Here is an 18,298-nt window from a genome sequence, read left to right as displayed (position 1 = left end):
AGCTTAAACTCAGAATAAACAAATATTAATCTCTCCTGTTTTTAGATAAACTTCAGATTTATTTAATATTTTTAATTTAGTTTTTTATCAAACTACTTCATCAATCTGAAGTAAAGTAAAAGTAAATAATTCCAAATAACTGACTGATGTCGAAAAAAGTGAGTTCAGCAATTAATCCGACTTTCTTAACAGACGTAAATCATGGTGGAAAGAAAGGGCAACCACAGAAGATTGCAGAGCAATTAGCCGAGTTTATTGATGAAGCAAAGTCAAATCTACACATTGCAATCTATGATTTTCGTTTAAGAGAATCAACCCTTGCAGAACCTGTAATTACAGCACTTAAGAATAAAGCCCAAGCGGGTGTGAAAGTGAGAATTGCCTTTGATCATGGAAAACCTGAAACTAAAACAGTTGACCCCTTCATCGCTAGTGGCAGTGATCCAGCACCAAAAGGAACCAAAGCATTCCTAGAAAGTGTATTTGAGGGAACCCAAGTTGAAATTGAGAGCATTGCTGGCTCAAAGCTGATGCATAATAAATATGTAATCCGAGATGTGAATACCAGCGAAGCAACTCTGTGGACTGGTTCAGCCAATTTCACAGACGATGCTTGGACTTACCAAGACAACAATATATTGCAAATTTCTTCGCCGCAGCTTTGCTCATACTATGAAACTGACTTTCAGGAATTGTGGGTCAGTGGCAATATCAAGACCACAGGTGTTGGGGATAGTGGTAAAGTTTATATTGGTTCTACAGAGGTTGATTTCGCCTTCTCACCAGGAGAAGGTCAGACTATCGACCACATCATTTCTAGCTTAATTGGTTCAGCAAAAAAGCGAATCAAGATTGCTTCCATGATGATCACTTCTCATGCAATTCTCGCTGCACTTGATGATGCCCTCAGACACAACCAGGTGAAAGATTTTAGTGGAGTGTACGATGCTACACAAATGTCTCATGTGGTGAAACTTTGGCACAAAGCTGAAGCAAGTGTCGGTGTTGCTGAAACTTTTAAAGAGGTGTCATCTCATCTAGTTGGGAAGCACTCCGAGCCTTATAAACCAGACAGCAAGCACAATTTCATGCACAACAAGGTTGTGGTATGTGACAACATTGTAGTGAGTGGCAGTTTTAACTTTTCTCGCAGTGCTACACAAAATGCTGAAAATATCGTTGTGTTACATGATGAAAGCTTGGCAGAGCAATATAGCGATTACATTGACCAATTGCTGGCGCACTATACCAAAGTCTAGTCACAGCTTAAGCTTGTTTACTATCTCCGGAATAAGCCCAACATTCTCAATGAAACTATCGATTGCCTTGGCTGCCGACTGCTTGCCTACTTTCAATTGAGAAAAGACGCTTGAGCGTATTGCTGATAGTCGAGCTTGGATTGCTGCTCAACAGAAACAACTTCTTGTGTAGGGCTGGCAGCTTTGCCACATAGCTCATCTATTAAACCCTTTATCTGGGCTATTCCATCTCTTAGGTCTTGTTTAATTGTAGTCGGCTTCAACAAAGATCAATATGGAGTGCTAGTGCCTTCAATGAACTCAGGAGGCAACACCTCACTAAACAATAATTCCTGTAACTCGATACCTTCTCTTCGGCTCCAATCCTTAACCAACTCAGCTATCATTGTGATCGTAGCAGTTAGCACAACTCCAGCATCATGCATCCGCTGCCGTGCTAAATCTTCCGAGAGATGAAATGGTGAACCAGAAGCATCCATCACCGCTTGAACACTGTAGCCTTCACGCACTGCGCTAATCGCCGGAAAAACTAAGCAAACATCCGTAGTTATACCAGCCATAATTAAATTAGTGCGATTCGTATCTTTGACAGCTTGAACAAAGTTTTTATCGTCCCAAGCATTTACGATGCCTGCACGTTTAACTCTTACCTCGTATGCTTTAGGTAGCAATTCTGCTAAAGTAGTCATTAGCAAACCTTGAAACCGATCCTCTTGGCTACTTGTCAAAACCACAGGTATCTTAAGCACCTTTGCCACTTTTGCAAGTGCAAGAGTATTCTTTTCTACCTCGGTCAGAGGTAAGTTTTTGATCAGCTTCATCGTGCCAACTTGATGATCAATCAGAAGCATAGCCGAGTTTTCTTGAGTGAAATCAGAATATTTCATTATGCTGTTTGACTACATCCTCTTTTTTCAGCGATCGCAGACAACCTCTAACTCAGTAACAGAGGCTTTCCTGATTATAAAATTAGACAAATTAAGCATTGCTTAAGAATTAACTAAATGACTTTTTAATATCACCCTTGCTCAAAGATAATAGGCAGACCTTTCCCAGCGACCATATTCTGTAGGAGTCGAGGGCATCTACTCCGGCGACAATTCAATAAACAGTCAATAAGAATACTCAACAACCGACTTTAAGATTTGCTACTTTACTTTTCCATACAGTAGTCCTTATGATATTTCTCGTTCAGTTTCAGTTACATTTTTAACTAAAGCTCTTATGCCTACCGTTGCGATTATCTATTTCTCTGGTGCAGGTCATACTCATCTTATGGCCCAAGCTATTGCCGAAGGTGCAAGTAAAGTTGAAGATACCACTGTTGAACTGCTACGAGTTACTGGAGAGCAGATTGTCAATGGTCGTTGGAAGAACGATGAGGGACTAGAAAAGCTCAACCAAGCTGATGCAATTGTTTTTGGCTCTCCTACCTACATGGGTGGTGTAGCGGCTCAGTTCAAGGCATTTATTGATGCCGCTAGCGAAGTTTGGTTCCGACACGGATGGAAAGACAAGATTGCTGCGGGTTTTACCCACTCTAGCTCCCCTAGTGGTGACAAGCAAGGGACGCTCTTATACTTAGCGACGAACGCAGCCCAGCACGGCATGATTTGGGTGAATGTGGGAGACTTGCAAAGCTTTTTATCGGGTCTTGATGATGGAGTAAATCGACTGGGAGGATTTTTAGGTGTCATGGGTCAAAGCCAACTCGATATGAGCGGCAAAGAACCAGTGTTAGATTCGGGGGATTATCTTACTTCATTACGCTTTGGGCAACGCATTGCAGAGGCAACTAAACGGTGGTTAAAGTAGCTTTTAACACTTCTTTTAGGTGATAGCACCCTTACATCTGACAAAAAATTCTTTTCGAGTCAAAGTTACACACTTGAGGAGCGATGACGTACCTGCCCCGCACCAGCGATCGCCCAGACCCCAGTTTAGAGCAAGTGATGAAAAAAGCTATGCACCGGGGTGAGCCAATCTTTTTGTACCGTTGCGGTGGTAGGGTGTCGCCGCCGCCTACTGGATATTACTGGCGGATGATGAAGGAACATCCATTGATCGGATTTATCAGTTAGAGGTTAATGAAGTATGACGTTACTTATAAAAATCAGTATCAAGCAATCAAACAGTTAGCGGGGAATTTTTTTAGAGATGAAAATCAATGTATAGAAAAACTTCATAATAAATCCCGCCAAAAATCTCCGTAAATTCTCTATAAAACACTGTAGTTTAATTTAGTAACATAGTTACCATACTCAATTTAAACTTTTAATTAAATGTTGAAAAATTCTTTGGTGCTTGCCCTGTCTAGTGCATCTTTAGCTGCCGCTTTAGTTAGTCCTGCTCTGGCTGCACCTGCTGACTTTATTGGTACTTGGGTCAATACTAATTCAAATACAAGTGGTGTTACTCGTTTGGTAATCACCTCAGCAGGTGGCAACAAATTAAACATCGAAGCATTTGGTAAATGCCATCCTACTGATTGTAAATGGGGGAAAACGAGCCTAATAACCTATAGCAGTAATGTACAAGACACAAATACCCGCTATGGGACTGCTAGCTACAATCCTGGATTTGCTCTAACTCTTCTGACTTTGGATCTCAAAGGTAGAAATGCACTCTCTTTACAGAGCTTTACCGAATTTACAGATAATAGTGGACGGCAAAACTATTCTTCAATTGAGGGCTTTAAACGTTAAAGCTCTCAAGGTAAGTATATAAATAGCCCGAATTTCTCAATTGTAAGAAATTCGGGTTGGCAGCGTTTGAGGGACTTAACGGGAGGGAAAAGTCACATTTGGTCAAAAGTAGTTGGTGGATGAGCCATCGCCTTTCATAAATTCTTAGAGGAAAAGTTGCACACTTGAGAGCGTTCGCTCAAATTACCTCGCTTGAAAACAGTTGTGGGCGATGCCTGCGGCGGTAAACTACGCCCTTTTGCTCAAGTTTCCTCTAAGAAATTGAAGAGAGCGTAGTCCGCACTTCTCTACGAGACGCTGCGCGAACGACAAGCTCAGTGACCATCGTAGACATTGCTTTTGTTGCTGACTCATAAAAGCTTTTAAAGTACAACACATGAGGCGATGCCTGCGGCGGTAAACTACGCTCTATTGCTCAAGTTTCCTCGCTTGAAAATGAGCGACGGCGAATAGCCCATCGTAGACATCGCTTTTCATTTTACAATCAGTTCATTGCTATCAAAACTGATATCAAATGGCTGACCACAAGACCCCACCAAGCGAAATGATTCGCGTGCCTACTGCCTTAATTAGAGCAGTACGCCAACTATCCAAACTGCACAGAGAGGGGCATACAATTGCCTTGTTGCAAGGCTTAGAGGAATTGATAGCCCAGTTTGATAGCAATATTGATATCGATGTTGCCCCAAGCAGTAAATTAGTTTTGCAGTTGGAGGAGAAGCTGGAAACCAAACTAGAGGCTATCTCCAAGCATCTGGAAAAGTTGTCACGGGCTATTTCATCAAACAGATACAACAGTCAACCCAAACAAAGAAGACAAGCTAACCCATACCAACAAACCCAAGTTGAACTGCAAGCATTGCCGGATGAAAATCTAGCACCGCGACTAGGTTTAACTCCTTCAAGCCTCACAACCGAAAAAGAAAAACTCAGCCCCAAAGAATTTATCAGTTGGACTCGTAACCGCGACCCAAGGGGCATAGGTTGGGAATGGAATGCAAAAGACGGACTTTACCATCCGGTGAAATAATTTCAATTGTCCCCTAACTTGGGGTTTAATGTAAGAGCATTCAACATAAGAATAAGCAATGTTGAATACTCCCACCCTCACTAACACCGAACTGGTTGACCTGTGGCTGCACGGTAAGAGCAAGAACACTGTTGACGGCTACCGTCGTTATGCCGAGAGGTTTTTTTCTCATGTCAATAAGCCCGCTTCTGATTGCACCCTCATGGACTTTCAGTTGTGGGTGATGACACTAAGTAGTTCTGACAACAGCAAGCGGGTAGCAGTGGGAGCGATAAAGAGTCTATTTTCCTTTGCTAAACAGCTTGGGGTGATATCGGCTAATTTGGGAATACTGGTTAAGTCACCCAAGGCTAAAAACAGATTGGCAGAGCGAATTATTACTCAAGAGGAAGTACAATTACTGATAAATTCCACGACAAATGAACGCGATCGCGCTCTGGTTCGTTTACTTTATTTTGCGGGTTTGCGAGTATCAGAACTGTGTGGCCTCAAATGGCGTGACCTCAAAGCCCGTGGTGACGGCGGTCAAATTACAGTATTTGGTAAAGGTGAGAAAACTAGGGTCGTGCTTGTCGGTGCGGGTATCTGGCGGGAGATACAACAGTTAAAGAATTACGCCTTACACGATGACCCAGTGTTTGTTTCAGCTAAGGGTGGTCATCTGTGTCGTAGTATGGTATTTCATATTGTAAAAAATGCTGCAAATCGCGCTCTTATTGAAGGGAATGTATCACCCCACTGGCTTAGACACAGCCACGCTAGTCATAGTTTAGATAGGGGAGCGCCCATACACTTGTTGCAGAAAACGCTGGGGCATAGTTCAGTTGCCATCACGGAAATGTATCTGCACGCCAGACCGACTGATAGTAGTGGGTTGTATTTACCTGATGATGATGAGTGATAGGTTGTAAGCTGGACACCACATTATGTATTGTCCGATGGGTTTAGATTGTCGCCAAATGACAGGTGTTGACTATAAATGCTCGAATATCTCAGCTTGCCATGAGCATTCCCGCAAACCATCAATGGTCAAGATTGTGTTTTATGTACTCAACCAACAAATATGCCAGCTAGAAGACATAAAAGTTAATGAAAAATCACTGACTGAGTTGTTGCAAGAAACAAACCATGATTTAGAATCTGTGTTGGCTAATTTGGATAATTTTGTGATTAGCAATCGTAGAACAGATGAATTGGCATAAATTCTCAGCGCTAAATAAACATTAAAATTCTAGAAGCTCTGCAATATTTAACTGACGATGACGTTCACCTATTCTCTATACCCAGATAATTGGTCAGAAATTGACACTTCAGTTAAGCAACAAGCCCAGTGGCGTTGTCAAAAGTGCGGGTTACACTGCATACCCCCAAAAGAAGATACATCAAAGCTCACACGTTCAAAGCGCCGGGTGTACACGCTTCAGGTACACCACTGGAACCGCGACCCAAGAGATAATCGACGAGAGAATTTGGTAGCTCTGTGTAGTGCCTGTCACCTTTATTACCATCAAGGTAGTAAATCAAATGTTTCACCGGGGCAGTTGTCTTTGTGGTAGGTGAGTATGGACGATGTTCGAGAAATAATCGCTTGACTATTTTCTTAGAGGATGAGGAGCGATCACTTGTAAATGAAGGGCGATCGCATAATAAGGGGGTGGAGTCTGTGCAGATACTTCGCCGTCAAGTGACTGTAATAGATGCGTTCGCCCCTGTCTGCTGAAAGATTCTTAGAGGAAAAGTTGCTGAAATCGTAATACTACCCCAATGACTTAAGCGATGGCGTGGGAGCGATCGCTTTTGCTGCTGACTCATACAAGCTTCAGGGAGCGACACATGAAGCGATCGCCCCCTCTCAGTTCTGGGGGAAAAGTCAGCAGCTGTGCAACCAGATTTAGCGATCGCTTCATCGTTGGTTCAGACCCCGGCGAAAGTGAAGAAAGGTAAACTGACGCTGGGTGTTCCGTCAACGGTGGCGGAATCGTCAAAACCAGAGATGAAACGGTACTAGTAGACATCACTTATCAAAATGGGCGTTCTAGGAAACCATGTTTCGCACAGTAGTATTTTGATAAGTAATCCACAATCGTATCAGTGATAGATGTTTCACACTCAGTATGATTTATGCGATGTCTGTGACGGGCTACGCCTACGCTTGGGGTTTCCTCTAAGAATAGAGTGGGCGATCGCACTCCATCACCCCAACTAGCAAAGCAAAATCCCCTTCTCAAAGCGCAAGTTCAGGGCGATCCCTACTTAATCAAAAAGCTCGGCTGCTATTAGCAGATCGTTTCTATTTTGATTAGCAAGCCAAATAAAGAACCATCTATCTACAACATTTAATCGTCTATTTGTTTGGTCATAATCAAGAATTATAGGCTTAATGTCTTTTTTAACTTGAAGTGACGCTGTTGATTGCAAAGCTTGAGTTAGGTTACCAGGATTAAGATCCTTTTTTTGTGGATGATGTGATTGGAGTATTTCACGTATTCGAGCATAGGTAAGTCCTTGCTCTAATTCTTTTAAATTTGCTATCAAAATTGGGTACAAAAGCCATTTATGCATTTCAAGTCTGGTATCTTGAAAACCTTCAGAAAATTGAGTTATAAAGGACATATAACGCCCACTCTGTTGGTTAACAACTGACTTGATTAATTCGTGTACATATAAATTATTGCCAATTAAACGACACTTATCTAACGTTTCACTAACTCCTGATTCACGACATGCTTTAGCACAAACTTCTTGAACTATATAAACACTCTCAAAAGATTCAGATATAAGGATGTTTTTAAAATGTTCGGAAAATTCAATATTTAATAATTTAGCTCCATCGTCAATGACTTGACGCAATTCTTTATTATTCCATTTGTCAGCATCTATTGCAATTACACGCCCAGTTAAATCACCATTATATACAATTAATCTATTCTCTTCTAGCCAAACACCTATAATAATAAAGCAGAATTCAGATGCTTCATGAAATGCTTTTAAAGCAACGGCAAAGTCTTTTTGAGTTTCTGTAGAAAGGTAATGAAAATCTTCTAAAACTATATACTTTTTAAATTTTACCGCTTTCAATGCAGCAATAATATCGTTTACATCTTCTGCATCAAGTTCCAAACTTTCTAAGGTAATCTCAGTAGATTTCGTCTTTTCTGCATCACCTGAAACTGTTCCTTTACCTTTGAGGAAGTTTAAGAAGCTAATTCCACCTTCAATGGAAGCCATAATTTTTTGCTTACCAGCAGCAGTTTTCTTAATTGATTGAGTAATTTGGTAACCTACTGCTTTAAGAATTGCAGAGTGTATATCTACTAACACCCAACGATTAGAACATTGGATATTAATATATTCCTCAGCTTCCAGACAACGTTTCCGCAGAGATGTTTTTCCTTGCTTTGAACTACCATATATAACAATGTGCCTATTTTTTGTCAAATTTTCTATGAGTCTGTGATCCACTTCTCGTCTTTCTACATAATTTAAAGGGAGATCGCGTGCAATACCATAGACAGAATCAGTTGAGTAAACTTTTTTACTAAACATTTATTTACCTTTCTGCACATTAATGAGTTTGATTATACACACTGTTTATTAATTTCACTTCTATTGCTGAGTGTGATCGCTCACCCTGTTTCCTCTAAGAAATTGGTTGTTGCTTGAGATGCCCAGCGATCGCACCACTGGGCATCTTGATTTACGTCATCCTACTTCTGTGACTGATTCGGGGGAAGTTGACAAGCCCCTTTTTGAAACTGATACTCAATTCCTAGCGCTTTCAGGTAAAAGCTCACAGGATTGCAGCCTGATAACAGGGCAGCAAAGACAGATGCGATCGCTACAAGGGCAAGGAACAAGTAAGCATACTTCCCAGGAGGCAAGTTTCTCTTGGGAAGTAGGGAGTTTTTCTTTTTAACGAACATGACTTTATGATTAGAGTGAGTTTAATTTTCGGCCTGGAGAGACTCCGGGCTTTTTTCTGCAAATAGAAACTGCAAAAGCAAAAGCCCCAGACATAGGCAGCCTGGGGCATCCACATTGAATGCGGTTTTGTTGCTATTGCTTACAGAATTAACGGAACGTTGCACTTTATTTAACCTCCTTGGGTTTAATCTAGGAGGCTGCCTTGAAGAGAGCGTTTGCAACAATTCCGGTAGCTAAAAGCTTAATTTTATGCTGCTTTATTTGACCGGGTATTCGTGCATACAACTCAAATCACAGATTGCAACAGCAATTCGTGATAAGCTGTGGACATCTGCATAAAAAATACAGTTATCCTACGCTTCTTCAAGGCTAGCCCTGAAGTTAGGTTGAATGAACGAACACCGAAGCAGCTACGCGGTTCCTTTCCCTTTTTCCGTCGTCACAGACTCTTCTAAGCGACTCTTCTTTCTGACTTTCACTTTATTGCTGCGGGCGTTCGGAACGGACGCAATAGACGGGGAAAAGTAACCAATAACAAGATTAGCAAATTTTCAAGGTTTGAAGCAATTGGTACGAGTAAACTTTTCTGCAATCTCTTCCACTTCGGGATTTTCCAATACCTGGTACTGGTTCCAAGGTAGGCTTAATTGCCCTGGTGATGAATTCTTTTTATTCGCTGGCTTCTGTTTTACATTCATCCCGCCCAGTAACTTACTACCCCAGTGACTTTGAATGTACTTTTATGCTTTGACTGTACGTCTACACAAAAAAGGTGAGCATTGCCCACCTAAGAAGTTTAATTATGTGCGCGAAGCACAATTAAAAATGAAAAAATTGCCAAAGTTTCAGCAGTGTTACCAGCAAGGAAAAGATGGCTGCGATCGCAGTTGCAATTGGCTGCCAGAATCTGCATTTCTGGCGAAACCACCAAAGCAGTGAACCTCTGCGCTTTTTGCGCGCGCTTTTGAATTCGTCTTTCTGTATGGTCATGGAATTACAATCAAGATGGAATTAATTTCGTTAACTGCCTGGAAAAACACCAGGCTTTTCCTATATAGCTTCGTACTACTGCCTGGAAAAACACCAGGCTTTTCCTATGTAGCTTCCTACTAACTACATTTTGAGCATTTATTGCTAAGTAACTAAAACAAAGCCCCAGACATAGACAGTCTGAGGCGATCGCATTGAATGCGCTATTAATGCTATTAATTACAGACTTGGCGGAACGTTGCACTATTTTCACCTCCTTGGGTTTACTTTGGGAGGCTTGCCTTGAAGAGAGTTAACTGCAACAATTCCGTCTGTAGCTTATGTAATTTTTGCCACTTCGGTTTTTTCGTGCATTACAACTCATGCCACAAATTACAACCATTTTAGATTGCAAATCATGACTAACTCTGAGTAGCTGCAATGCTATACAATACAGTTACTCAGTGCTTCTTCAAGGCGCAGCCAAGAAGTTAGGTTGTGAATGCTACGAATGTACCGTCGTGCTGCTTTCTATGTCTATTTCCCTTCCCCGCTCTTCCCAGTGTGAAATATCACACGGTAGGCGATAGATAATCGACAGTGGTAAAATCACAATCAGTCTCTTGACTGGTAGCACGCGCAACGAATTCGAGCAAAAAGCGGAAGCGAAGCGAGAGCGGGAGGAAATGTCAAGTAAAGGTAACACTTGTTCTCTTTCATTACCGTTAGCGGGAGTAGTAGAGTTCGTTAAGGGCATTCCATTGCCCTCAGTAAGAGTGTGAATTAGAATACCTTTGCCTTTGCCACCATAAGCAACCTCTTCACCACCACCCTTTCCAGGGGGAAAAAGACCCGTCAACCGCGCCAAACTCCCAATTTATTAGTCCTTTTTCATCTGCGAGCGCTAAAACACGCGCTTGTAAATGCTCCAATGTTCCGTCTTCACGCCACCGCTTTAACCATCGATGGGAAGAGCTTTTTGATGCCCATCTATCCCCCTGTGGTAGATCACACCATCGACACCCAGTAATCAAAATATACAGCAGACTATTTAATACATAGCGATATGGGGCATGAGGCATTCCTTTGCCACGCTTTTCTGGCTCCTTGGGAAACATATCCTCAAATAACTTCCATTCCAGTTCGCTCAATCCTTCAAAACGTCCGGCCATCACACCATACGCTCAACTCCATTGAGAAGTAGATTACCATATTCTTCCATTAGTGGGATAGGTTCATATAAGTTTGACCGACGATTATCCTCTGGCAGAAAATTTTTATGATGTACAGTCAGTGTTAATGCCATTCTAAGAGAACGGGAGATTTTGGAGGTATCATCACGGGGGCGAATACATTGCAACCGACATTTAGAACATCGCCAGTCCACAGATTGTTTGACATCAAGAGCAATATCTGACCAATTTTCTGGATAACGTACCTGGGATTTAGAAGGCATTTCCTGATTCTCAAAATGCGTAGAGATTTAATTACCAGTTCTGGGATAAGAGTAATCTACTATAATTAGTCAATTTATTAATTTTTATCACTCCGAATCCTTCAACATAAGAGTCAACAATTCCGACATCTCCCATAGGTGTTTATTCCGGTCGTCATAAATCATCAGAGCTAAGTAGGCGGATTCTAGCAGGGTTTTTACTTCAAAGCGATCGCTAATTCCTGAGAGTTCTTGTTGGATAGCGATCGCCAACTCTACCAGACGCACTGCTTACGGTCGCCATCGCTTCCCTATTTTCTTAGACATCCGCGTTAGCGGAGCTTATCGTAGATATCGCCCGTGACAATTTTTCTAACTGCCCAGAAATAGCCTCTAGTTTGGTTTCCAGCTGCAAAACCGATTTGCTGCTAGGCGCAACATCGATATCAATATTGCTATCAAACTTAGAGAGCAATTCCTCTAAGCCTTGCAGCAAGGCAATTGTATGTCCCTCTCTGTGCAGTTTGGATAGTTCTCTGACTACTGGAATTAAGGCAGTAGGCACGCGAATCATCTCGCTGGGTGGGGATTTTTGTTCAGGCATTTGATATCAGTTTTGATAGCAATGAACTGATTGTAGAGTGAAAGCGATGTCTACTTTAAGGGGCTGTTCGGTGACGCTATTTTCTTAGAGCCTACATTCCGCAGGTTGCTCAACAAAGTAGATAATATTTCTGACAAGCAGAACCAAGAAACTGTAGTATAAACTGTCGTTCATGAGTGAGGTTAGAAATAAACTTGACCTCAGAAACTACAACTAGATGAACAGCTTGAAAACATTGGAAAATCCAACGGAGAGTGGGAGATTGAGTAGGGAAGCCGCGTTGATTGGGAATAGTTTGATTTTCTGCGACAAGATGGGAACGAATCTGTCGCTGCCCAATAGTGTAAGCAAACATAAAGCCATAATCATAGCTAAAGCAGCTACCCGTTTTGAAGACTTAACAAATATACTAGATACGAAAAAAATTGGGTCTTTAAGAAATTTAAAGCCACGTTCAGAAACAGACTGTTTCTTATACTCTTGGAGAATATCTGTAGGAGTCCAATGTTCTATATCAGTTAAATTAGTTGCGAGAATAAACCGTCCTGCCTTGTTTTGAGAAGCAGTAATAGCCTGAGTATTGAGAACTAAATTAGCTTGAAGATGATATCTTAGACGATCAGGTGACTGCTTTTGACTGGGACGACCAGATTTGTGATAGTGAGCTTTCTCAACTACCTGAATATTTTCCATTTGATGGTATTTCATTTGGCAAGCTAACTGTTGAGCAGCTTGGCGAACATCTAATTCACAATTAAATTCTTGAGTAGATAGTTTTGGGATTGCAGCCTGTTGTATTTTCTGTTGTTTATCTAATTGCTTAGTCAATTGTTTTAAGTCAGTTTCCCGTCTCAAAAGACTTTCAACAACTAACCATCGCTGCTCAATTTCCCTATAGCCACTAGTCACTTCAGCAATTGTATATCCTTGTATTTGACTTGGAGAGTCCAATTTTGTATAAATCGTCTAAAATTCTCCCCAATCTGTCATCGTTCAGATGTTCTGGTAATACTCCTGCACCGATGAGATGCTCTGTTGCTTTTCCTACAAAAAATTGATGAAACAAATATAATCGTGCTGTTAAAAATCCTAGACAATTGAGAATCATTGCTTTCACTACTTGCCCTGCATGCACTCACTTTTTCTAGAGGATGAGTGCCGACTAAGGTATCTATTCTCTCTACAATGCCGATTTCATCAACTATCCCAGCCACAATTCCCAAATGGTCTATATCTTGAGTTTCAAAGGACGGTATTTGTTTGCTCATTAGCAACTCCCACCACTACTTTTATCCACTTAGACTTTAAAATACCATCACTCGACCCTCAACCTGCGGAATGTAGGTTACAATACCTTTTAGCTTTAAATTTTAACTTTCAAAAACTTACTAATAATGATAATCGTGCGTTGGGGAGAGGAAAGGAGGTGAGCGACGCTCGCCTCCTTTCCTCTCTATTTGATTATCATTATTAGTATTAAGGCTATTTTGAGTATTTTAACTGATTGACAAAATGCGCTTTATTTTAAACTCTCACGGATGGACCCTGATTGATGCGATCGCGTAGAAGGTTAGCAGCCTATTTGAGTCCGGCAGCCTTTCGTTGGCGCTGGCGTAAGGCGGTCTTCTTTGCACGATTACCGCAACCGTTACCACTCATGGCACACCATCGGCGCTGACCGGGTCGTGAAGTGTCCAGGAAGAGCATCGCGCACTCAGGGTTGGCACAGGCTTTGATCCGTTCTACCCAAGAATTTGAGAACAGGTCGATCGCATCGCGGGCGATCAAAGCGAGTGCAGCATCAACAGAGCAATCCTCTGTCCATAAGACTTCACGTCCGTCTGGGCTGAGCTGGGGCACTACTGGCAATCGGGCAGCCCAGGCATTGATCGTCTCGATGTCCACTGGGTTAGGGACATGATGACAGCGGAGCGCTTGTGTCGTCTGGTACAGGGCTTCCCGAAGTGTTTTTACAGACTTCAGCACCTCTGGAGTGACATCCGGAGTTTTGGACATCAGTCCGGCTTCGACGCACCAACGAGCAAAATCATCGGGACTCAATAGTCGCTCAATATCGCGGTGTCCGCGTTCGCCGATGGTAGCAACAAGGTTCAGAGATAAGCGACCCGGAGTGAACCGGAACGCTAAATCAGCGGGGGTTGGAGGATGGATAGGGATACTTTGAGGCATAGAACCAATATAACTAGTTCCAAAGTCAAATCGATATGGTATAGTTGGAACCAGTTAAAGTAGTTTTATCAGGTTCCAAAAACAGAATACAGCAATATAACTTCTCGCTAGAGCCTGCGTGGTCAGACTTCTAGTCGAATGCTTGCATAGCTGTGCTGGTAAGACAAAACTGAACGAGTCGTTGATAAAAGCACTGGAGGAATTGTAATGAATATCGGTTTTATTGGAGTCGGCAGCATGGGTGCTGCAATGGTGCCCAATTTGGTCAAGGCAGGTCATCAAGTGAGCGTGTGGAACCGCAATCCGGATGTGGTGAAGGCGATCAAAGGGGTCACGATTCTGACATCGCTAGCCGCAGCGTTTGAGAACGATGCCGTCATCACCATGCTGTCTGATGACACGGCTGTACGCAGCGTGATTATTGACTCAGGAGTACTCGCTGATGCGCGGAAAGACTGCATTCATGTGATGATGGCGACGATTTCACCCGCGATCGTCGAGGAATTACAGGAACTGCACCGGAACGCCGGAATCGCTTACGTGGCAGCACCAGTTTTCGGTATCCCTGCCGTAGCTGATAAGGGTGAGTTGAATATTCTAGCAGCAGGTGATGCTGAAGCGATTGCGACAGTCCAGCCCCTGTTCGATGCACTGGGGCAGAAGACGTGGCACCTCGGCGATGATCCAAAGCACGCGAACATCGCGAAGATCGCTGCCAACATGATGATTACACTGGCGATCGAGTCTATGGGCGAAGCAACTGCTCTGACCGAAAGCTACGGTTTGAAAGCGGGCGATTTCCTCAATGTCGTAACCAACACACTATTCGCTTGCTCAAGCTATAAGCGTTATGGCAGCAACATCACCAGCAATACCTACGAACCAGGGTTCAAACTGACCTTGGGACTCAAAGATGTAAATTTGGCGCTCGATGCAGCTAAGGCAAAAGCGCGTGTTTTGCCTGCTGCGGAAATCGTGCGCGAGAACATGCAAGGCGGTGTCGATCAGAGAATGGGATCGAAGGACTGGTCAATTCTTGCCAAAGTGACTCGGCATCGAGCAGGCTTAGAAGAAGGAGTTGCCTAGTATGACGATGCTATTCGTGACCTATGCCGGCGATACTGGCACGCGCTTCGACCGCGACTATTACACCAACACCCACCTGCCGCTAGTGCTGGAGGCTTGGGGTCCGCACGGACTCGAAACCGCCGCCGCCTTTTTCCCAGCCAGCGACGGCGTGGGCACAATCGCGGTCTGTGTATGCAGGTTCCAGAATGAGGCAGCGATTCGCAGCGCGATCAACTCGCCGCAGACCGAGCGCGTGATGGCCGATGTCAAGCATTTCACCGACGCAAAGCCGACGCAAAGCCGCGCCGTACCTCTCTGAATCAGTTTTGAATCGGTCACACCCGCACTGAAAATACCGCACCATACGTCGTCTTCCGAGGCATGAGTAAAAGGGCGTTTATTATGAATCAACTCGACAACACTGGAGCGCACCACTTCTGGGCAAACATACCAGCGAGAACATCGCGCCGTGGACATTTCTGGATACCCGGCGATCGCGTCACCCTTGACGGGAAATTGTTCCAGCGCGGACCGATGTTCGTGGATTGGGAAGCACCGGAGTGGGTGACGCAGCCATACCCCATCGTTCTGGTACACGGCGGCACGTTGCAGGGCACCGAATGGCTCGACACGCCCGACGGTCGTCCTGGCTGGGCACAGCGCCTCGTTGAGGCTGGATACGCGGTTCTTGTTGTTGATCGTCCCGGTCACGGGCGATCGCCTTACCATCCCGATGTGATCGGACTAATGGGTCCACCGTTCGCCTACGAGGAGGGTCAACACGTATTCTTTCCGTCTACGGCTGCCGATGCCCAGACGCAATGGCCTTTCGACCCGGACGATCATGCCGCGCTCGATGCCTTCATCGCGCCGTTCGGACCGTTACCCAGTGACCTCGCCGCATCGCAGGAGATGGATGCGGATCGACTTGCCCGCTTGCTCGATCGGATCGGACCTGCGATTATGATGACCCACTCGGCGTCCGGATCTGACGGTTGGCTGGTCGCGGATCGGCGACCCGGTCTCGTCGTTGCGATCGTCACTGTTGAGCCGATGGGTCCGGCGTTCGCTGAGACACCTGGCATCGGGACGCTAGACTGGGGGCTGACCGCTGCACCGATCACCTACGACCCGCCGCGTACCTCTGCCGTTGAGGTTCGTGCTGCTGATCCGTCCTCGCTGCGAATTCCGGCTTTGGCTAAACTCCCGGTGGCGGTCGTCGCCGGAGAGACCTCAGTTCAGGCTCAATTCGCTCCCGCGATCGTGGACTTTCTCACCACGGCGGGCGCGGCTGCTGAACTCCTGCACCTGCCTGACTACGGCGTGTTTGGCAACGGGCACGGGCTGATTTATGAAAAGAATTCTGACCAAGCCCTGCAACCGGTTTTGCGCTGGCTGGAAGCACACACTGAAGTCCAGTTCTCCTTCTCCCGCAGGAGAAGGGGCTAGGGGATGAGGGTCTTTAGTTTAATTGCGTCCACCTACTTACCTGAAGAAGATAATGATCGCTCAGTTTCTTACCCTGATCGTCTCTTTCCGAGATCACTTGCGAACCTATGCTCGAAAGATGACGATCGCCAAGTTTCTCATCTGCACAATCCTCGTACTTGGACTTGTGATAGTTTTGCCAGCCGTTGCAACGGAGGAATTTCCGATGTCGAATGGTTTCACCAGTGGCTACCGCAAGGTGGATGACGTTAACTTGCATTATGTAAAGGGCGGTCACCGCTGGTGTTTCTGGTACACGGCTTCGGACAAAGCTGGTACGAATGGCACAATCTGATGCCGCTCCTTGCCCGCGATCGCACAGTCGTGGCGATTGATCTCCCAGGTCTTGGTCAGTCTAATCCGCCAAAAACCTCCTACACCGGAAAAGATATTTCCATTTATCTCTACAAGTTTGCCAAGAGTTTTAGCCCGAATGCACCGTTCGATCTGGTTGCCCACGATATTGGCATCTGGAACACCTACCCGATGGTAACCATCCATCAATCGGACATCCGGCGACTGGTCTACATGGAAGCGCCGATCCCTGACGATAGCATTTACACCTATCCTGCCTTCACGTCAGAAGGAGAATCGCTAGTTTGGCATTTCAGCTTTTTTGCCGCCGATAATCGCTTGGCGGAAACGTTGATTACTGGCAAGGAGCGCTTTTTCTTCGAGCATTTCATCAAGGTTCATGCCACGAACAAGGCTGTGTTCACGCCAGAACTGTTGAACCTGTATGCACAGTCCTATTCAAAGCCGAGTACACTCCACGCCGCGTTTGAGTACTACCGGGCACTCAATGAATCCGTGCGCCAAAATAGACTGTTGGCGAAGACCCAGTTGACAATGCCAGTTCTTGCGATCGGCGGGGGTGGTCATGGGGGCTTTGGCAAGGGTGAGGCTGAACAGGTCAGGAAGTACGCAACCAATGTCAACGGACAGTCGATCCCCAACTGCGGACATTGGCTCCCTGAGGAATGTGCCGAGCCTCTTAACAAGCTTGTTGTCGATTTTCTGAAGTAACCATTCCTAATAGACTTGTCCGAAAAATTAAAAAGCAGTCTATGTCTGGCTTAAAGATGGTTTCAGTGAAAGCCATAGTCCACGGAATAATCAGGGGAAACGCATCTTATTTCCTAATAAAAAACGGCATCATACACTACTATTTTTTAGCGATCGCAAAACCCTGATTTACTCCCATAGCAAGCGATCGCTTCTTACCCCCGTGTAATTGGCCACAGAAGCCCTGACAATCCTACTCATTGGAGATGGGGCTTTAACTGGGAAGAGAAGGTAGACGGTGAGTGGAAGGGGCGGAGTATTGGAAATGTGCCAGTAGGTGCGATCGCACTTATCCAATCTATGCAGAATGAAGGGGCTAGTTTAGAGGAAATAATCGGCTTTATCAAGAGAGCAAAAACTAAAACTAGATAATGAGATGCCCCTACTTTTGAATCACTTTCTGTAATCAACGACTATATTCTGTTGGTATTTTATACCAGTGGAAAATGCTGGCAATTTCGCTTAATTATAGCAACCGCCAAGGTGGTTTGGGCATAAACTAGAAGTAGTCCCTTTCGTTATCCTGCAAAACGCGATCGCTGTAAATATGCCCAAACCCTA

The 18,298-nt window shown here is 44.4% G+C and carries 25 protein-coding genes and 2 pseudogenes; 13 read left to right on the top strand and 14 right to left on the bottom strand.

What is annotated here, in order from left to right:
* Positions 1 to 146: 146 nt before the first annotated feature.
* On the top strand, positions 147 to 1,259 hold the full coding sequence (locus V7K36_RS04105; protein ID WP_335113443.1) for a phospholipase D-like domain-containing protein: 1,113 nt from the start codon (positions 147 to 149) through the stop codon (positions 1,257 to 1,259).
* A 92-nt stretch (positions 1,260 to 1,351) separates the two neighbouring features.
* Here V7K36_RS04105 and V7K36_RS04100 read toward each other — a convergent pair whose 3' ends face one another.
* Positions 1,352 to 1,522 (bottom strand): hypothetical protein, encoded by a 171-nt coding sequence (locus tag V7K36_RS04100; protein WP_335113441.1) that lies wholly within the window; start codon positions 1,520 to 1,522, stop codon positions 1,352 to 1,354.
* A gap of 6 nt (positions 1,523 to 1,528) precedes the next feature.
* On the bottom strand, positions 1,529 to 2,146 hold the full coding sequence (locus tag V7K36_RS04095; RefSeq protein WP_335113440.1) for an isochorismatase family protein: 618 nt from the start codon (positions 2,144 to 2,146) through the stop codon (positions 1,529 to 1,531).
* A gap of 337 nt (positions 2,147 to 2,483) precedes the next feature.
* On the opposite strand from V7K36_RS04095, the gene V7K36_RS04090 reads away from it, so the two are divergent.
* From V7K36_RS04090 to V7K36_RS04060, 7 genes are all read left to right on the top strand, one after another.
* On the top strand, positions 2,484 to 3,074 hold the full coding sequence (locus V7K36_RS04090) for a flavodoxin family protein (RefSeq protein ID WP_335113438.1): 591 nt from the start codon (positions 2,484 to 2,486) through the stop codon (positions 3,072 to 3,074).
* 83 nt (positions 3,075 to 3,157) lie between these two features.
* Complete coding sequence (locus V7K36_RS04085) at positions 3,158 to 3,340, top strand: hypothetical protein (RefSeq protein WP_335113436.1); 183 nt, start codon at positions 3,158 to 3,160, stop codon at positions 3,338 to 3,340.
* Between the two features lie 201 nt (positions 3,341 to 3,541).
* Complete coding sequence (locus V7K36_RS04080; protein ID WP_335113434.1) at positions 3,542 to 3,964, top strand: hypothetical protein; 423 nt, start codon at positions 3,542 to 3,544, stop codon at positions 3,962 to 3,964.
* A 514-nt stretch (positions 3,965 to 4,478) separates the two neighbouring features.
* On the top strand, positions 4,479 to 4,994 hold the full coding sequence (locus tag V7K36_RS04075) for a hypothetical protein (protein WP_335113432.1): 516 nt from the start codon (positions 4,479 to 4,481) through the stop codon (positions 4,992 to 4,994).
* Positions 4,995 to 5,052: 58 nt separating this feature from the next.
* The gene (locus tag V7K36_RS04070; protein ID WP_335113430.1) at positions 5,053 to 5,895 is read left to right on the top strand and encodes a tyrosine-type recombinase/integrase; all 843 of its coding nucleotides are present in this window, start codon (positions 5,053 to 5,055) and stop codon (positions 5,893 to 5,895) included.
* A gap of 25 nt (positions 5,896 to 5,920) precedes the next feature.
* Positions 5,921 to 6,196: a hypothetical protein gene (locus V7K36_RS04065; RefSeq protein ID WP_335113428.1), complete on the top strand. Its 276-nt coding sequence runs from the start codon at positions 5,921 to 5,923 to the stop codon at positions 6,194 to 6,196.
* Between the two features lie 57 nt (positions 6,197 to 6,253).
* Positions 6,254 to 6,550, top strand: coding sequence for an HNH endonuclease (locus tag V7K36_RS04060; RefSeq protein ID WP_335113426.1), 297 nt, complete (start codon positions 6,254 to 6,256; stop codon positions 6,548 to 6,550).
* Between the two features lie 124 nt (positions 6,551 to 6,674).
* On the opposite strand, the gene V7K36_RS04055 is transcribed toward V7K36_RS04060, so the two are convergent.
* The 3 genes from V7K36_RS04055 to V7K36_RS04045 form a co-directional block, all read right to left on the bottom strand.
* Positions 6,675 to 6,806, bottom strand: coding sequence for a hypothetical protein (locus V7K36_RS04055; RefSeq protein ID WP_335113424.1), 132 nt, complete (start codon positions 6,804 to 6,806; stop codon positions 6,675 to 6,677).
* The gene (locus tag V7K36_RS04050; protein ID WP_335113422.1) at positions 6,803 to 7,009 is read right to left on the bottom strand and encodes a hypothetical protein; all 207 of its coding nucleotides are present in this window, start codon (positions 7,007 to 7,009) and stop codon (positions 6,803 to 6,805) included. Before V7K36_RS04050 ends, V7K36_RS04055 begins: the two co-directional genes overlap by 4 nt.
* Before the next feature lie 238 nt (positions 7,010 to 7,247).
* Positions 7,248 to 8,540: a hypothetical protein gene (locus V7K36_RS04045; protein ID WP_335113420.1), complete on the bottom strand. Its 1,293-nt coding sequence runs from the start codon at positions 8,538 to 8,540 to the stop codon at positions 7,248 to 7,250.
* Positions 8,541 to 8,649: 109 nt separating this feature from the next.
* Between V7K36_RS04045 and V7K36_RS04040 the strand changes: the two genes are divergently transcribed.
* Positions 8,650 to 8,910, top strand: coding sequence for a hypothetical protein (locus V7K36_RS04040; RefSeq protein ID WP_335113418.1), 261 nt, complete (start codon positions 8,650 to 8,652; stop codon positions 8,908 to 8,910).
* A gap of 1,482 nt (positions 8,911 to 10,392) precedes the next feature.
* Here the strand turns inward: V7K36_RS04040 and V7K36_RS04035 are convergent.
* The 8 genes and pseudogenes from V7K36_RS04035 to V7K36_RS04005 form a co-directional block, all read right to left on the bottom strand.
* The gene (locus tag V7K36_RS04035; protein WP_335113416.1) at positions 10,393 to 10,755 is read right to left on the bottom strand and encodes a hypothetical protein; all 363 of its coding nucleotides are present in this window, start codon (positions 10,753 to 10,755) and stop codon (positions 10,393 to 10,395) included.
* Positions 10,709 to 11,059, bottom strand: a complete 351-nt coding sequence (locus tag V7K36_RS04030) for a transposase (RefSeq protein WP_335113490.1) — start codon at positions 11,057 to 11,059, stop codon at positions 10,709 to 10,711. The genes V7K36_RS04035 and V7K36_RS04030 overlap by 47 nt, the downstream gene beginning before the upstream one ends.
* On the bottom strand, positions 11,059 to 11,343 hold the full coding sequence (locus V7K36_RS04025; protein ID WP_335113414.1) for an HNH endonuclease: 285 nt from the start codon (positions 11,341 to 11,343) through the stop codon (positions 11,059 to 11,061). Before V7K36_RS04025 ends, V7K36_RS04030 begins: the two co-directional genes overlap by 1 nt.
* A gap of 87 nt (positions 11,344 to 11,430) precedes the next feature.
* Positions 11,431 to 11,610 (bottom strand): hypothetical protein, encoded by a 180-nt coding sequence (locus V7K36_RS04020; RefSeq protein ID WP_335113412.1) that lies wholly within the window; start codon positions 11,608 to 11,610, stop codon positions 11,431 to 11,433.
* Between the two features lie 58 nt (positions 11,611 to 11,668).
* Positions 11,669 to 11,926 (bottom strand): annotated as a pseudogene (locus tag V7K36_RS04015) (hypothetical protein); the annotation flags it as partial.
* A gap of 213 nt (positions 11,927 to 12,139) precedes the next feature.
* Positions 12,140 to 12,835, bottom strand: a complete 696-nt coding sequence (locus tag V7K36_RS34000; protein WP_442948435.1) for an IS1634 family transposase — start codon at positions 12,833 to 12,835, stop codon at positions 12,140 to 12,142.
* 37 nt (positions 12,836 to 12,872) lie between these two features.
* Positions 12,873 to 13,194 (bottom strand): annotated as a pseudogene (locus V7K36_RS33995) (DUF4277 domain-containing protein); the annotation flags it as partial.
* Positions 13,195 to 13,504: 310 nt separating this feature from the next.
* Positions 13,505 to 14,116, bottom strand: coding sequence for a CGNR zinc finger domain-containing protein (locus V7K36_RS04005; RefSeq protein WP_335113409.1), 612 nt, complete (start codon positions 14,114 to 14,116; stop codon positions 13,505 to 13,507).
* A 207-nt stretch (positions 14,117 to 14,323) separates the two neighbouring features.
* Here V7K36_RS04005 and V7K36_RS04000 point away from each other — a divergent pair, with 207 nt between their 5' ends.
* The 3 genes from V7K36_RS04000 to V7K36_RS03990 all read left to right on the top strand — a co-directional run bounded on the left by V7K36_RS04000 (position 14,324) and on the right by V7K36_RS03990 (position 16,633).
* On the top strand, positions 14,324 to 15,202 hold the full coding sequence (locus tag V7K36_RS04000; protein ID WP_335113407.1) for an NAD(P)-dependent oxidoreductase: 879 nt from the start codon (positions 14,324 to 14,326) through the stop codon (positions 15,200 to 15,202).
* A 1-nt stretch (position 15,203) separates the two neighbouring features.
* Complete coding sequence (locus V7K36_RS03995) at positions 15,204 to 15,503, top strand: EthD family reductase (protein WP_335113405.1); 300 nt, start codon at positions 15,204 to 15,206, stop codon at positions 15,501 to 15,503.
* An 83-nt stretch (positions 15,504 to 15,586) separates the two neighbouring features.
* Positions 15,587 to 16,633, top strand: a complete 1,047-nt coding sequence (locus V7K36_RS03990) for an alpha/beta hydrolase (RefSeq protein ID WP_335113403.1) — start codon at positions 15,587 to 15,589, stop codon at positions 16,631 to 16,633.
* A gap of 13 nt (positions 16,634 to 16,646) precedes the next feature.
* Here the strand turns inward: V7K36_RS03990 and V7K36_RS03985 are convergent, their stop codons facing one another.
* Positions 16,647 to 16,910 carry a hypothetical protein gene (locus V7K36_RS03985; protein WP_335113401.1) on the bottom strand — a complete coding sequence of 88 codons (264 nt, stop codon included), beginning with the start codon at positions 16,908 to 16,910 and terminating at the stop codon, positions 16,647 to 16,649.
* Between the two features lie 5 nt (positions 16,911 to 16,915).
* On the opposite strand from V7K36_RS03985, the gene V7K36_RS03980 reads away from it, so the two are divergent.
* Entirely contained in the window at positions 16,916 to 17,698 is a 783-nt protein-coding gene (locus V7K36_RS03980; protein ID WP_335113399.1) for an alpha/beta fold hydrolase, read from the top strand.
* Positions 17,699 to 18,298: the final 600 nt, after the last annotated feature.

Source organism: Nostoc sp., from assembly GCF_036919555.1.
GTDB lineage: Bacteria > Cyanobacteriota > Cyanobacteriia > Cyanobacteriales > Nostocaceae > Nostoc.
The sequence above is the reverse complement of the archived record's forward strand: the minus strand, read 5'-3'. Positions and strand labels throughout refer to the sequence as shown.